We start from the raw sequence: 13,898 nt of genomic DNA, 5'->3' as shown, positions 1-13,898 counted from the left end.
AAACCTGTAATCTGAGAGCTAATAGATTACAGGTTTTAAACGTTATCCTGTTTCACAACAATTAACAGCTTCTATTAGAAGTTAATGCCATATCCATATAACTCGACTTTCTCGCCTTGCTTCAATTGTTTTACTTTATCGACATCATCTTTATGGACAAACACCTTAATATTTTGACCATCTGCGGTTTTTAATGATACACCCACTAACTGATCTTGACAGTCATTAGAGGTCTTGGTGGCATCAGCAAAAGTAAAAGGAGAAAATGCTACTCCTAGGAATAATAGAATGGGTAAAAATACTCTTTTCATTTTAGGGAACTCCTTTAAATAGATCAGTTAGAGTATAGACCATCTACAAACATCTAAACGCTGGTCGGGCCTTTCTCTGCAAAGGGAATCGCCGTAGTATTAAGGCGCTGACAGGGTAGGGTTAGACTCTCATGTTCTTCATCTAGCGTCGAATTTGGGAAGGGTCCAAAATTTGAATAATGGTAATTTATCGTAAATCATTGATTATTTATAAAAAAACAAACAAGTACTTTGATCTTTTCATTCAAAAGCCCATTATTTTTTTGGATATAAGATGACTTTTTTATCAGCGTTGGTTATTTACACAGCGAGCGAAGTATTCTATACGAGCAAGAAAGCCGCTTACGGAGTCTATGGGCATTATTTGAAGCCTATTTTTGGACGCTTGTTGCGAGTGGAAGGAGTGGGGTTTGAGGATAGGCAAGATTTACTTGGTCATCTACTTAAATTATAATAAATTGATTTTATTATAAAATTTATCGAAACAACCATGTCCCATGAGGCATAACATGGCTAACCGGACTATTTAGGATGTAGCAGATTATGAAAGCAAAATGGCTTGATAACCTTATTCCCTTACATTCTCGCTACCTGGGGATACAGTACGCTGGTTGGAAACCTACAAAATTTGCCGATGAGAACCTGGGGTGTATTCTTTATTCAGACGTCTATGTGCCAATGCCGGATGGAGTCCGCCTTTCAGCTGACATTTATACACCAAAGAAAAAAGGAAAATATCCGAGTATTGTCCAATTTTCTGCTTATAACCGAGACTTGCATACAGTAGGTATGCCTACGGGGACCAATGAGATTGGCTCACCGCCTAATTTTACCAATCGTGGTTATAATGTCGTTGTTTTAACCGCTCGCGGCGTTGGACGCTCTGAAGGAGAGCTACGATATTGGCAGTGTGATGAAGAAGTCGATGATCATTTTCATGCGATCCAGTGGGTGAGTGAGCAAAGCTGGTGTGATGGTCAAATTGTCTTATTTGGTTCTTCCTATTATGGAATGTCTCAGGTGAATGTTGCAGCCAAAGAACCTCCGGCCTTGAAAGCTTTCTTTGCTAACGAAGTCTGCACCGATTATTTTCGCCATGTTTTTCATTATGCGGGATTGAGTGCCAATAGCTTTATGAGCTTATGGGCTGGCTCTAATTTTACTGAAAAAAATATCAAACGGTATATTGCTCCCTGGAAACGGGCTTTATTGAGCCATTTCATCAATCATTCCTGGACTTCAAAGCTTGGCCATACTTTTATCAATCATATTTATCACAATTTGAAAGATCATTATGTGGCAAAAGAAGCCCTGCCGTTTTATGAACACATCCTGTTTGACTTAAATACAAGAGAGGAAAATATCGCTCACGGGCCTTTCCAACAGTTGAAAAATATACATATCCCGTTTGTGGTTGTTCAGAATCGAACTGATATCGCTCTACATCAGTTTGGTGCTTACGATTTATTCGAGCATAGTGCGACACCTGAAAATAAGAAATGGTTGATTATAAACCGTCCTGAGTATGAATTACCTGTCCTGGAATGGCAGTTGGAAGCAGCTGCTTTTTTTGATTATATAATCAAAGGGTTAGATAATGGATACCAAGAACGCTTACCGGTGCGTTATTGGGTTGATGGCGAGGAAAAATTTGAGGGTGCAACCACATTTCCTCCTGAAAATACTGCGAAAGAAAAATGGTACTTAAGTCCAAATACACTCTCAAAAACTGTCCCTGAAGAAAGTGATGAGACTTGGGTAAATGTGCCGCCTAATGCCGATATTGTAAAAAATATGAATAATATGGCAGCACAAACCCTGGAATATGAATTTACCGTTGACAAGACCTTTAAAGTGGCCGGTCCGGTTACCATGCACTTAAAATTTAGTTGTAATGAAATTGATTCCTTCGTTGTAGTCCGAGTGGATAGAATAGATAGCTCTGGCACTTCCTCTTTTTTAACCATGGGGCACATACGGGCAGCAACTCGCAGTCTTTATGAAAACTATTCGTCGAAGTGTGAGGTCGCGTTAGATACGTCCATTCACCAGCCTTTGCAAAGAAATGTACCAGTACTGCTTTGCTTTAGCCTGATGCCTACCGCAGCTCTTTTTAAAAAAGGGGATAAAGTTGTCATTTCCATTGGGAGTCGAACCGATTATGTAAGCCCAACGCCTAAGGAAGGGATTATAGCCCCTCAGTTCCAAACGCCATTTTATTTTTGCAGAAATACAATTTACTACGGAAGTGAGACCTATATAGAGTTTAATGTCGAGAAGGGTCAAGTTCCTTGATCAGAGGATTTTATCTCCTGCTTACCTTTCCCTTACATGCGGCAAATAATTTAAATTGCCTTGACCCCCAGGATTTTACGTGATTAAAATGCCAGCTTTTTAGGAATTTTAAAAGGGATTTTGCAAATGAAAAAAACCAGTCTGTTTGCTCTAATGATTGCATATGGCAGTGCAATAGCTGGCACGATGGGAGCAGTATCCCAACCGGAATTTTGGTATCTGGTTGGTGGCGCCGGCTATTCTCATTCCAGAGATGCGAATATTACTGTAGACCCGCAAGTTTGGGATAGTGCCGTAGGAGGATACTCTGATGATCTGGGTTCCGCTCCCTTGCTTTTTTTTGGAGTAGGCCGCCAGATTAGTGATTATTTTCGCTTAGATGTCAGAGGAGAACGCCGGGGTGATTATCATTATTCCAACCCACAAACTGGCGTTTCGTCTACGCCTGGGTTTACCGGCGACAGTCGCATTCGTAAATTCAAATTGACCAGTGAAGCACTCATGCTGAATGGGTGGCTCGATCTGGGGGTTTTATCCGATAGGCTCATGTGGCAGTCGGGCAGCTTTGCCATGCAGCCTTTTGTTGGCGCCGGGATTGGTGTTAATTATTCAAAAGTTCATGATTTTCATACCATTGGTTTGCCTTTTGGTAACCGCAATGAAATAGCCTCTGTTAACCAACTGGTCACTGGTTCTGAGTTTGCATGGCGCGCAAGTGCTGGACTATCAGCACAGCTAACAGAGCGCTCGATCGTATCTGTAGGTTATAACTATTTTGATGGTGGTGATATTCCATTTCCAAGCTATATCCTATCCTCTACTTCTGCCCCAAATGCATCACTTGGCCGCACTGGAGTCAGCACTCCTCCATGGAATGGTAAATTCCGTGCTAATGAAGTCTATGCAGAATTACGTGTAAAATTTTAAGACAAAAAACTAAAACACTCATCTGCGGAGGTTCCTCACGGTGTCCTCCGTAAGTAGTAAATAGCCTGGGTGAAACGAAGTGAAACCCGGGTTATGACAGACCTTCGCCCAGAGACATTATAAACGGAAGCCAGTTTTTTTCATGCGAACTTGCAATATCATCCTGAAGATAAAAGAGGTCAGGCGCTGACCCTGTATGTTTCATTTCTTTGACATAAAAGAATAAAAGAAAAGAATACATTAATAAACATCATAAATCCCCACAAGAAAAAAAGAATGTGTTTTGAAGCAGGCAAGCAAAATTAGATTTAATTTTGTTAACAGGATTTAAATACATAATCCTATGCAGTAGGTATTTGAAATTTTAATCGTCAATGGAGACATCATGCAAATAAGTAGTGACGGCCAAACCCTTGTTAGAGTTAGGGACAGCGATATTGACGATGGTTCTTGTCAAATTCCTGCCGGCATTACGGCTATTGAAACCTGGGCATTTATTAATTGTACCAAATTACAAACGCTAATGCTTCCTGCTGGGGTTACAACTATTGGTGAGAAGGTATTTGATGGTTGCTCCAGCTTAAAAACGATAACACTTCCTGCTGGGGTCACGACTATTGGTCCTTATGCATTTTATAACTGTAGAAATTTACAAACAATAACAATCCCTGCCGGGGTTACGACTATTGCTACTGGGGCATTTTGGGGTTGTGCTAATTTACAAACGATAACACTTCCTGCCGGGCTTAAAACCATTGATAAGATGGCCTTTCATAGGTGTAGCCGCTTACAAACGATAACATTTCCTGCTGGGATTACGGCTATTGATACGAGGGCATTTACTCATTGCACAAAGTTAACCTCGATTATCATCGCGAGTGATGATGAGACTGAGGTAGCGCGAATAACTCACTTGCTACCTGAAGAATTAAGAAGCAAAGTTATCTCCAAACGTCTACTTGATGAGATTACTCACTTTCAGGAGGAGCAATTAGCCAGACTTCTCAATACGCCCCAAGCCAATCGGCTCTATGGCTTTTTTCATGCTAAGTCCCGCTGTGTGCCTATGGCTATTTTCACGGAGAAAGATGAGCAGGGTGTAGAGCAACAAAGAGAACAAAAGTGTAGTAAGCTGCCTAGCGATATCTTTTTGCACTTCAATCAGTTGACCAAAGCAGATAATCCTTATTACCAACATGCACAAGCTGCAATTAAGCGTGAACCCTTGCCTAAGACCCCCGAAGAGTTTGAAGATTATAAAGCACGCATAGGCAAGCTAGTCACCCAACACATTGACCAGGCCATTAAACAGGCACGGCATTTCCATGCGCCTGATGTGGCCAAAGAAGTGACGACTACTATGTGCGCGCCTGCCGTTTAATTAGAATGGATGTGAAGACTACCTTTAGTCGTTAAATAAAGGTCGTTTTTTGATAGGGGGACATTCCCAATTTGCAAATGGGGTCAGGGCATTTATTAAATTTCTCAAAAGATGGACGAAAGCGGCTACGGGAGCAAGAGCAATTGTTAGTGCTAACCTCAATGAGTGTCTAATCACCTCAAGCGGGATAGTAATCGCCCAGGCTACAGCATTAATAAGAGTATACTTTCTATGGTCTAAATAGGTATCAGAAATTAATTTGCGTGCTAATAAAGGGAAACCAAATAGGCCAGAACCCCTTTAATGTCTGTTTGATGGTTATGTGTCAAGTGTTCTTTCCCAGGATAAATTTGCTTCCTATTGTAATTGAATAATTTCGTGAGCTAATAAATTGGTTATTTCATCTGAAGCCAATATACTCAGCATAGGTTTGGTACGGTGAGAAATACCGAATGATTTAGAAAAAGGATTAAGTGCCCTAAAAAACCGACTCAGAGGTGCTAACCTCTGAATGACTAACAAATTAAAATCTGAAATTGGCAAGCCCTCAAGCTGGAGCCGCTTACCTAAATACGATTGTCAGTACGCGTTGCATTTCTTATACAGTTTTTGCTGGCGGACTTTATAATGTTTCATAAGTGAAAGCAATAACCGTTTTTTAAAGGGAGCAACAAGTAACCGGGGGGCAGGGCCCTGATACCATAGCTTTGAGTAGCTCAGAGGTGTTAAGTCTTTAATACCCTCTTGTGATTCCCCAGATTATGAAGGTGTTTAAAATGGGCTTTTATGGCTTGCCTAAAAGTTGGATAACATCTGTATGTAAGTCCATATTCTTTTATCGCCTGCTCAATCAGCTTCGCAATTTTGGGATAATGAATATGAGAAATAGTGGGGAAAAAGTGGTGCTCAATTTGATAATTTAATCCACCAATAAACCAAGTTAAAAGACGATTATTGGGAGAAAAATTTGTTGTGGTTTTTACTTGATGGCTTGCCCAGTCATGACCAATATTATTACCTTCATCGGGTAATGGATAATCTGTATTTTCAATAACATGCGCTAACTGAAATACCAATGCCAGAATAAGACCAGTAACGGACTGCATCACTATAAAGCCGATAATCCATTGAAAAATATTGATATTTAAAAAAAATAAAGGGATAACAAGGATATAACTAAAGTAAAGGATTTTTGAAATAACCAAAAAAGAAAGTTCTCGCCTGTATTGTTCCTTTGATTTGATTAACCCTATCGAAAAGTATCTCTTTAATTGGAAAAATTCTTTATGAAATACCCAGATTAAAGTAGTCAAAGAATATAAGAAAATAGCATAGATATGTTGGAACCTAAAAAAAGATTTTTCTTTATCATGTGGACTAAAGCGCATAAATCCATAAGGGTTTAGATCTTCATCAACACCATGAATGTTAGTGTACCGATGGTGAAGAACATTATGCTGTAAACGCCAGCAAATAGGATTCCCTCCTGAAATAAGCACATAGATAATTGTACCCCACAAAGTATTAACCCTGGATGATGATGAAAATGAGCCATGAATACAATCATGCATTACACTCATACCCAATCCAGCTATTGCAACACCCATAGTAGCTGCGAGTAGAAGCATAGTTAAGCTACTATGATTGCCAATGAATAATAAGCTGTATGGGATAAAAAGCATTAATAAAAGAATAATGCTTTTTAGGACGATAGTATAACCACCGTATTTAGAAACATTTGCTTCCTTAAAGTGAGCGTTTACTTTTTGTCTCAGTAAGCTATGCAAGTCAGATTGCTTAAAATTAATCATATATAGAAAACCTTGGTTCTAGATGAATGATTCCATCTAAATTAAATTTAGGATAAGAGAAATATACAAAAGCTCCATGGTATTTTCTAAAGAAATAAATCTCTATTTAACCGGTTTTCATCTTACCATTTGCCTTGTCTGTCCTGGGAACCGCTTTCTTTTTTTCTGGCTATACTGACTCGCATTGTCCTATCATTAAATTCTTTTTCGTTCATAATTAAAGCTTTTGATGCGCTAGAACTAGATGTATAAGTAATAAATGCAAATCCTTTGGATATTCCGGTATACATATCAGTTATAAATTTAATTTCATTAATAGAACCGAATTCTGAGAACATGTTCTTTAGATCTTGTTCAGTGGTACTTGTTGACAAAGAACCTATATATATTTTATTAAATTTCATAATAACCCTTTGACTCTTAATGATTGGAAAATTTGCAGTTAATTCTAATTTTCAACATATTGCGGGTATTTTTTTGCATTAGCTTTTACGGTATTTAAGAAGATATGACGACCTTCTTTATCAGAATAGGAATTAATTCCAATGAACTTATTGGAGCATGATTTGCATAGTCGATAACAGAGAAATTCTCCATTTGCTACTTTGTATTGCCCTCTTATTGAAAAATAATCGTTCTCTTCCAAACAGTAATGGCACGTGTTGTGGTTCATAAGCACCCCTAAATCCTATAAATAAAGATAGCAAGATAAATTGAAGAAATAACATTGTTAAGATGGCATTTCGCAAGATAGGCAAATAAGAAGAAAATAGATGGCTACTTAATCTTAAGATAGTGCAGACCCAGTTATACTATAGCATATAATCGTATAATACTCCTGAAAATACTAAGCCTTTTTGATTCCTAAGTAATTTAATAAAACATCGACTATACTTGAAAAAAATTCAAGGAAGACAAAAATGCAACAGCCATTCTTTAAGGAAGCTTTAGATACTGAAAGCGCAAAAACATTTAGAGATGGCCTATGGGATGCTTTAGATGCATATATTGATAGCAATGAAGATAATAAAGAAAAAATTCCTGATTTTAATTTTGTAGAAATAATCTTCGGTGATCTAACAAAAAATCAACTTAGTTTAAGTGAAATCTTCAAAAAAATTAAGCAGTATGTCCTAGACAAAGGATATGACCAAGCGCATCAAATATTCCAAGAATTATCGACATTAGACATTAATTCAAAATATGCAGCGGTTTTTTTGGAGGATGAGCAAAATTTTTCACAATCTGTTGTAGCAATACATGAGCCAACTAAAAATAAATTAAAAAAACAGATCACTGATTTTAGCACGCCTTCTGATCATCGTGATGAATTAGTCCTGCTTATGATGCACGATAGGAGCCAGAAACAATCTTACAATGGCTATCTCGTCGATGCGAATCCATTCACCATCATGCTTCCCTCAAATCAAGAAGAGCTTTTGATGGAAAAAGAAGAGGGGAAGATAGCACATACTAGACGAGAGAATAAACTTCTCTTTGAGGAAATTGATCGGGTAATTAGTGAGGATAAATCAGGAAGTAATAGAATTCAAATTATCGTAAAATCAGGTCCTCATTATACAGTGCTCGACATTGATAAAAAAAACCGTTCCTGCTTGGTTATCGACGCTGCGGATGATTCCCGACAAAATAGATTTCATCAGATGCCTAACTTCAGTCACCTCATTGATAAAGTAATCTATGTAAAAAGCCCCGACATTCCATCGGGCAAAGTCGATCCACCTACAATTAAAGGGTCATTGCAGAAAGATAGCTGTAGTTGCTCGATTTTTGCTTTAGACCATTCTTTTATTGTCGCAACATTCCCTCCTGACTTACACGAAAGGTTAGGATCACAAGCCAAACAAGAGGGCGAAAGGCTTTTCTCTGTAACTTGGAATCAACTATCACCAGAAATGGTAAAAAATTCGCAATCAACAACTGTAATTAAACATTATATAGAGGAAAACCCTAGTTCTAAAGAACAGATACTGGAACTAACCCAAAATAATACTCGCAATTATGGTTTTGAAGCCACAAAACAAGAGTTTTTACAGATCGTCAATCACTATTGTAAAACTTGTAGTGATAATGAACTTCAAGAAAGATTGAGACATACAACTTCCCAAAGTTCGCAATTAGAAAGCGATTCCACTCAAATTTATAATGTATAAGAGTGATAACCGTAATGTCATCCCTGAACAAGAAGGAGAAAAAGAATTTCCACTTAACCTTGGAAATTAGCAATTTTTCCATGCAAAACTTATAGAATTAAATTAAACTTGTGCTAAGTAAACAATGAATCAGAAAGGGAGAAAATTATGAGATTCTTTCAAGGAGCTGATCATAAAGAAATAACGTGTAATCTAGAGGGAACTACTGCGGAGCGATATGCTTGGTGTCTAAATCAATTACATAGTCAGTTAAAAAAAGCTTTGTCTCCTGATCAAAAACGTCAAAGTTTGCGTGAGTTTAAAAAAAATATGGAACAACAACCTGATACTGGACGATTATTTAATGAAATAGAGAGCCAATATTATACATTTCTCGATAAGAACTCACAATTACCAAAAGATGATTACCTTTTCAATTGTTTTGCAACCTTGAATATCGATGGAGGTTATTTTTCTTGTACTCAGTAGGACAAATCTTCTATTGTCTTCGGGACATCGTCAAGTTAGCCGTATACTAAAATTTCACCTTTTGAAAAAGGTGTAGAGCCATGCTGGCAGGAACCCCAAAGGCTATCGATTTCTGGTTGAGATAATTAGTTTTGTAGTCTGGAGCTATCATCTATCTTGATATGAAGGTCGTCTGTTGTACCGGGGTATATCAGTCAGTCATAAAACGGCCCTCTTGATCCGGCATGCCACATTTTTCTTCTTAATCCTTGTTTATGAAAATCTGACGAGATAAAAAAACAATCCAGCTTTATCTTCAAATTCTACCAAAGTATGCAAACTTTCAATTTTTACATCACTCTGTTTTAATCAATAAAATACTTATACCTCATAAGTAGAAGCCAATAACTCTTCTTTAGAAGATCTGACTGTCTCATCGGAGGTATCCACCCTATCCAAACCAACAGTAGCATTCGTTGATGGCTCAGAGAAAGGAGCCTGCAAATCATTAACTCTGCTTCTTTTAGCAACGGACTTAGGTTCTTCTTTAGGCCGGACTAGGGATGAAGATTGATGAGGGTGCTTTCTTTTGTGGCTTTTCGGTGAACGTGGTGAATAATTACTCCTGTATTTTAATTTTTCAAGTTAATAGTGCAGGATTAGTAGGGAATGTAATAGAACAGATGGTTTGCGTAGATCCATCGGGACGACCCGGAAGAGATACTCAAACCGTAAATAATGATGTTGCATAGGAGGATCAAATGCATCTTGTTCTAAGAGGATAATTCAATATTCTGCAACGCCATAATTTATAGCCTATTAATTTTAAATTCTGATGAATTTTCGTCTTCATCCGATTCGTTCCTCTCACTGCGTATTTTCATCAGACTAGAGGTGGCTTCAACTAAATAACTATTGTCTTTTTTTCCATGAGCTTCACTTAATCTCATCAAGTCACCAATTATTAACAGAAGGATTTTTTTGAACGTGTTGAATACCAACTCTCTATGGTCAGTTCTCTGTGCAATAATATCTTTAATGTCCTTACATAGAATGGGTGATTTTTTTTCATAGTGTTCAACAATAGCCAGAAGAGTAGGAATAACTTTGTCTGTCAAATTTTCTTGATTTTTAATATATTGTTCAAGAAGCGGCCAAAATTGTATCATGATCTTGGATACTTCTCGATATACTGCATCCAGAGCTTGAATTGCCTCATGAAGGTCGTCATCACTTTCCCACTCATCCATATTCTCTATTTTGGAGTAAACAGTTTCTGCAGTTAGGGTTATTGCATAAGGAAGGTTTAAAAGAAATCGAGCATCATCCTTGATAAATTTATTATAGATAGCTCGAAATGAGTCAGGTTCCGCTCTTTCTTTCCTCTTTTTAAATTTGTAATAAGATAAGAAGAAGTAGCAGTTTACCGGTTTACCAAAACAACAAGCGGCTTCTACCTCCTTTAATGCCTTCCACAAGGCTTTATCTTCATAACACACCTCCATGATATTAGGCCTGATTCTATTGTTGCTCTCTTGATTTGCGTGGAAGGGGGAAGATATTCTTTTCTTCTTGGAAAAGAAGAGTTGATCTTCTATAAAATTAACAGAGTATCGTTTTGTTAGATCCTGTTTTCTGCTAGTGTTATGCCTCGCTCTATGATTAATTTTAGAAATATTGATTGAGCTCTTATTCAACTCATTTTTACTATGCATAACAAATCCCCTAAAATGGTTTTTTTTGATTATAAAATAGCAGCCTGCCTGCGATGATGGAAGCAAAGGCGTATATGGAGAATCTTCTTTCATCGAGCCTAATGAGTCCTTAGGCAATTGTTGATTTAATGATACTTGGTCATGGCCCTCTGTATTAGTTATCTTCATGCTAAAGTAGGCAGCCACCTTTGAAAATTCTGTTACTCTGAATGTTAACTCAACTAGATATAAGCATTGGAGGAGGCATAACACGACAAACTGCTACTTGGTTATTTTTCCATGCCTTACCATAAGGTACCTTCCATTGCCAATTGATAGCCAGGAGTAGACTTAAACTTGGCTCTAGGTTTTCATTTCTTTGAAATAAAAAAAGTTAAGATATTAATAAACATCATAAATCCCCATAGATAAGCAAAGAGTGAGTAAATTAAAAAATAGACTGCCCACAGGTAAACTACTTTCTCTGATACCAGGTAGGGAGAAACGAGCATTAACAGAAGCTGTTCTATAACAATAATGAAGGTATATATCCAAAGACTAATAAGGAAAGAATTGTTATAAGAAAAAAAAGAATGTGTTTTGAAGCAGGCAAGCAAAATTAGATTAAATAAAATAAGCAAAACTATAAATAAAAATAGCCTCTCATAGAGTATGTCAAACGGCAGATAATGACTTAGAAAGACGCAGAACTCCAGGAATAAGATAAGCTGTAATAAAAAAAAGAGCCCGCTCTCACTGGATCTGAGTATTTTTCTACAAAAAAGAATCGATAATATCCAATTTATTCTCATTTATAAGGGCCTTAGATATACCGAAAAATCAACAGGTTGAGAATACATCGTATGGCAAGAAATACCCAGGGAAAATCTTGCAGTACGATACGGGGTAAAGCCACCTGAGTTTATTTCTTTCCATGACTGAATGTAGCCTAATTGTTTATCAAATTTAACTGTTAAGTTATTAATATTGTCGCAGATACAACCGTTTGCTCCACACCGGGGATAATTTAATTGAATCAAATCATTAAACAAGCTCGTCATTGGTTGCTCTTCATTTAGCCATGATGGTGTAAGATATTCACAAAAATCATTATTCGCGGAATGAGCTGTTTTAACAATTTTAGGCATTCCATTAGCTACCTTGATTGTATATGTACAGTTACCATAATTGCTGCTGCTGTACGTTAATAAATAGTTATTAGGTTGCTGTGACTCCCACTGCTTAAAAAATAATTTGTAATAATCAATTGTCTGCCTGCGCACGTGGATTGAATATACAAAAAGTAGGGCAGTAATGACGACAAAGGTTATTGTAAAAATAACAATAAATCGCGTTTTCATCCCGTTAAAAAGACTCATGTCTCAGCCGAATGATGTTACCTTTTTTTAGTTTAGCATTTTACGTGAGGGGGAATGGCGTGGCGGGTGTTAGTATTCGCCAAAATAGGAAAGAGGGTAACGGTTAAGCATCTGCACGTCTTTTAGCGGAGATCACAGAATTCATGCTGCAAGAGAAGGAAAGCGTCGGTATACGATGAGGGGGGAGGTAAGGATAGATTCCCCCCGAATAACGTATGATAATCCTCATGCTAAAATAAATATAAGGTCTTTCTAGCCGAGATTATCATGGACGCCAAAAACGGTTACAAAGTGCTTCGAATTGCCTTGGTTATTATTGGATTGATTTTTATCTTCGGGGTGTACCCATTAACTTTTTTATGGCCTTCAGGCTGGGCATGGCACCTGGTTGGGCATAACGTCTATTTACAAATGATAGTAGGGGTTTATGCAACCTTGGGGGTTTTTTTAATCCTGGCAGCGAAGAATCCGGTTCAGCATTTAAGTTTAATATGGTTTACTGTTTGGTCTAGTATCGTGCACGGCGGTATCATGGCTATCCAGGCATTATATTACCCACAGCATTTTGAGCATTTGTATGGTGATGTTCCTGCTTTATTCATCATCGCGATTGTACTGGCTATTTTAACACCCCGTCAAAGCGCTTTAAGGGATAAATACTAACAGCAGGGTCTATGCACGAGGTCTTGGGACATATCATTCCCACACCGATTGATATTGACAATACCCTTTTTCAAAAGACTTGATCTCTTGTGAGTGTTGCAATGATTTCCCGTAGTACCACTGCGGTGATTGGCTTGACACAAACCTTATCAGCTCCCAACTGTAAACAAATTTGTTTCAGCTCCTCGCTCATATGGGCTGAGATAACCACGATGGGAGTGTGTTGATTCAGTGTGCTATTGCGAATAATAGGTAACAATTCAATCCCTGGTCTATCCGGTAACCCCAAGTCAGAAATAATACACTGGTAAGCTTGTTCTGCCAGTCGTTCTAAGGCTTCCTCAGCATTACTGGCCAATTCGACAGGATAATAATCACGCAGTGCTGCAACATAGATTCTCTGGCAGATAAAATTATCTTCGATGATCAGAAGTGGCGGTATGGCAGTCATCCCTTTCTCTTTATTAGACATGTCTAAATCCTTTGAAATCGAAAGGGGTGTATTATTTCTTTTTCAAATTAGAAAAAACACTACCTAAAAAGGAAGTCATGGGCACTGTATTCATCGGGGTTTATAGGAAAGAGGGGGAGGAGAGTCCTTATTGCAAAAGGCTTGACGAGGGTGATAGAGGAAATAGAATTTTCTATAGTGCCTGCTAAAACAGCTAAAAAAATTCATTTGCAAGGCACTATAGAATCAAATACTATAAATCTGCGTTTGACGTGTTTAAATGCAATAAGCGCTGACAGAGGGAACTGGTAATTCCCGCCGCCAGCTAACCACAATCTATCTCAGAGGATAAATTATGGCTAAAG

At 37.8% G+C, this 13,898-nt stretch carries 13 protein-coding genes; 7 read left to right on the top strand and 6 right to left on the bottom strand.

Annotation, left to right across the window (positions count from 1 at the left end):
• Positions 1-74: 74 nt before the first annotated feature.
• A complete protein-coding gene (locus tag Lfee_RS07010) occupies positions 75-311 on the bottom strand; it encodes a hypothetical protein (protein WP_058445275.1) in 237 nt (78 codons plus the stop codon).
• 274 nt (positions 312-585) lie between these two features.
• Between Lfee_RS07010 and Lfee_RS07005 the strand changes: the two genes are divergently transcribed.
• The 4 genes from Lfee_RS07005 (at position 586) to Lfee_RS06990 (ending at position 4,914) form a co-directional block, all read left to right on the top strand.
• Positions 586-765 (top strand): hypothetical protein, encoded by a 180-nt coding sequence (locus tag Lfee_RS07005; protein ID WP_058445273.1) that lies wholly within the window; start codon positions 586-588, stop codon positions 763-765.
• A gap of 89 nt (positions 766-854) precedes the next feature.
• Positions 855-2,606: a CocE/NonD family hydrolase gene (locus Lfee_RS07000; RefSeq protein WP_058445271.1), complete on the top strand. Its 1,752-nt coding sequence runs from the start codon at positions 855-857 to the stop codon at positions 2,604-2,606.
• A gap of 126 nt (positions 2,607-2,732) precedes the next feature.
• On the top strand, positions 2,733-3,533 hold the full coding sequence (locus Lfee_RS06995; RefSeq protein WP_058445269.1) for an outer membrane protein: 801 nt from the start codon (positions 2,733-2,735) through the stop codon (positions 3,531-3,533).
• Positions 3,534-3,918: 385 nt separating this feature from the next.
• Positions 3,919-4,914 (top strand): leucine-rich repeat domain-containing protein, encoded by a 996-nt coding sequence (locus Lfee_RS06990; RefSeq protein WP_058445267.1) that lies wholly within the window; start codon positions 3,919-3,921, stop codon positions 4,912-4,914.
• A 725-nt stretch (positions 4,915-5,639) separates the two neighbouring features.
• On the opposite strand, the gene Lfee_RS06985 is transcribed toward Lfee_RS06990, so the two are convergent.
• Together Lfee_RS06985 and Lfee_RS06980 are read right to left on the bottom strand one after the other, a co-directional pair.
• Positions 5,640-6,725, bottom strand: a complete 1,086-nt coding sequence (locus tag Lfee_RS06985) for a fatty acid desaturase family protein (protein ID WP_058445265.1) — start codon at positions 6,723-6,725, stop codon at positions 5,640-5,642.
• Positions 6,726-6,847: 122 nt separating this feature from the next.
• Entirely contained in the window at positions 6,848-7,129 is a 282-nt protein-coding gene (locus tag Lfee_RS06980; RefSeq protein ID WP_058445263.1) for an RNA recognition motif domain-containing protein, read from the bottom strand.
• Between the two features lie 516 nt (positions 7,130-7,645).
• On the opposite strand from Lfee_RS06980, the gene Lfee_RS06975 reads away from it, so the two are divergent.
• Both Lfee_RS06975 and Lfee_RS06970 read left to right on the top strand, forming a co-directional pair.
• Positions 7,646-8,899: a YopJ family acetyltransferase gene (locus Lfee_RS06975; RefSeq protein WP_058445261.1), complete on the top strand. Its 1,254-nt coding sequence runs from the start codon at positions 7,646-7,648 to the stop codon at positions 8,897-8,899.
• 147 nt (positions 8,900-9,046) lie between these two features.
• Positions 9,047-9,367, top strand: a complete 321-nt coding sequence (locus Lfee_RS06970; RefSeq protein WP_058445259.1) for a hypothetical protein — start codon at positions 9,047-9,049, stop codon at positions 9,365-9,367.
• A 788-nt stretch (positions 9,368-10,155) separates the two neighbouring features.
• Here Lfee_RS06970 and Lfee_RS06965 read toward each other — a convergent pair.
• Together Lfee_RS06965 and Lfee_RS16960 are read right to left on the bottom strand one after the other, a co-directional pair.
• Positions 10,156-11,154: a hypothetical protein gene (locus tag Lfee_RS06965; RefSeq protein WP_156413370.1), complete on the bottom strand. Its 999-nt coding sequence runs from the start codon at positions 11,152-11,154 to the stop codon at positions 10,156-10,158.
• A 698-nt stretch (positions 11,155-11,852) separates the two neighbouring features.
• A complete protein-coding gene (locus tag Lfee_RS16960; RefSeq protein ID WP_131753163.1) occupies positions 11,853-12,188 on the bottom strand; it encodes a hypothetical protein in 336 nt (111 codons plus the stop codon).
• A 498-nt stretch (positions 12,189-12,686) separates the two neighbouring features.
• Between Lfee_RS16960 and Lfee_RS06950 the strand changes: the two genes are divergently transcribed.
• Positions 12,687-13,082: a DUF6632 domain-containing protein gene (locus tag Lfee_RS06950; RefSeq protein WP_058445251.1), complete on the top strand. Its 396-nt coding sequence runs from the start codon at positions 12,687-12,689 to the stop codon at positions 13,080-13,082.
• 70 nt (positions 13,083-13,152) lie between these two features.
• Here Lfee_RS06950 and Lfee_RS06945 read toward each other — a convergent pair whose 3' ends face one another.
• Positions 13,153-13,554, bottom strand: a complete 402-nt coding sequence (locus Lfee_RS06945) for a response regulator (protein WP_058445249.1) — start codon at positions 13,552-13,554, stop codon at positions 13,153-13,155.
• Positions 13,555-13,898: the final 344 nt, after the last annotated feature.

This window comes from Legionella feeleii (assembly GCF_001467625.1).
GTDB lineage: Bacteria > Pseudomonadota > Gammaproteobacteria > Legionellales > Legionellaceae > Tatlockia > Tatlockia feeleii.
The sequence above is the reverse complement of the archived record's forward strand: the minus strand, read 5'-3'. Positions and strand labels throughout refer to the sequence as shown.

Bases quoted from the DNA above. Each gene is read 5' to 3' on its own strand.
- Lfee_RS07010 (WP_058445275.1), bottom strand. From the start codon at position 311: ATGAAAAGAGTATTTTTACCCATTCTATTATTCCTAGGAGTAGCATTT.
- Lfee_RS06970 (WP_058445259.1), top strand. From the start codon at position 9,047: ATGAGATTCTTTCAAGGAGCTGATCATAAAGAAATAACGTGTAATCTA.
- Lfee_RS06990 (WP_058445267.1), top strand. From the start codon at position 3,919: ATGCAAATAAGTAGTGACGGCCAAACCCTTGTTAGAGTTAGGGACAGC.
- Lfee_RS06945 (WP_058445249.1), bottom strand. From the start codon at position 13,554: ATGTCTAATAAAGAGAAAGGGATGACTGCCATACCGCCACTTCTGATC.
- Lfee_RS07005 (WP_058445273.1), top strand. From the start codon at position 586: ATGACTTTTTTATCAGCGTTGGTTATTTACACAGCGAGCGAAGTATTC.
- Lfee_RS06975 (WP_058445261.1), top strand. From the start codon at position 7,646: ATGCAACAGCCATTCTTTAAGGAAGCTTTAGATACTGAAAGCGCAAAA.
- Lfee_RS06980 (WP_058445263.1), bottom strand. From the start codon at position 7,129: ATGAAATTTAATAAAATATATATAGGTTCTTTGTCAACAAGTACCACT.
- Lfee_RS07000 (WP_058445271.1), top strand. From the start codon at position 855: ATGAAAGCAAAATGGCTTGATAACCTTATTCCCTTACATTCTCGCTAC.
- Lfee_RS06965 (WP_156413370.1), bottom strand. From the start codon at position 11,154: ATGAAAGAAGATTCTCCATATACGCCTTTGCTTCCATCATCGCAGGCA.
- Lfee_RS06985 (WP_058445265.1), bottom strand. From the start codon at position 6,725: ATGATTAATTTTAAGCAATCTGACTTGCATAGCTTACTGAGACAAAAA.
- Lfee_RS16960 (WP_131753163.1), bottom strand. From the start codon at position 12,188: ATGCCTAAAATTGTTAAAACAGCTCATTCCGCGAATAATGATTTTTGT.
- Lfee_RS06995 (WP_058445269.1), top strand. From the start codon at position 2,733: ATGAAAAAAACCAGTCTGTTTGCTCTAATGATTGCATATGGCAGTGCA.
- Lfee_RS06950 (WP_058445251.1), top strand. From the start codon at position 12,687: ATGGACGCCAAAAACGGTTACAAAGTGCTTCGAATTGCCTTGGTTATT.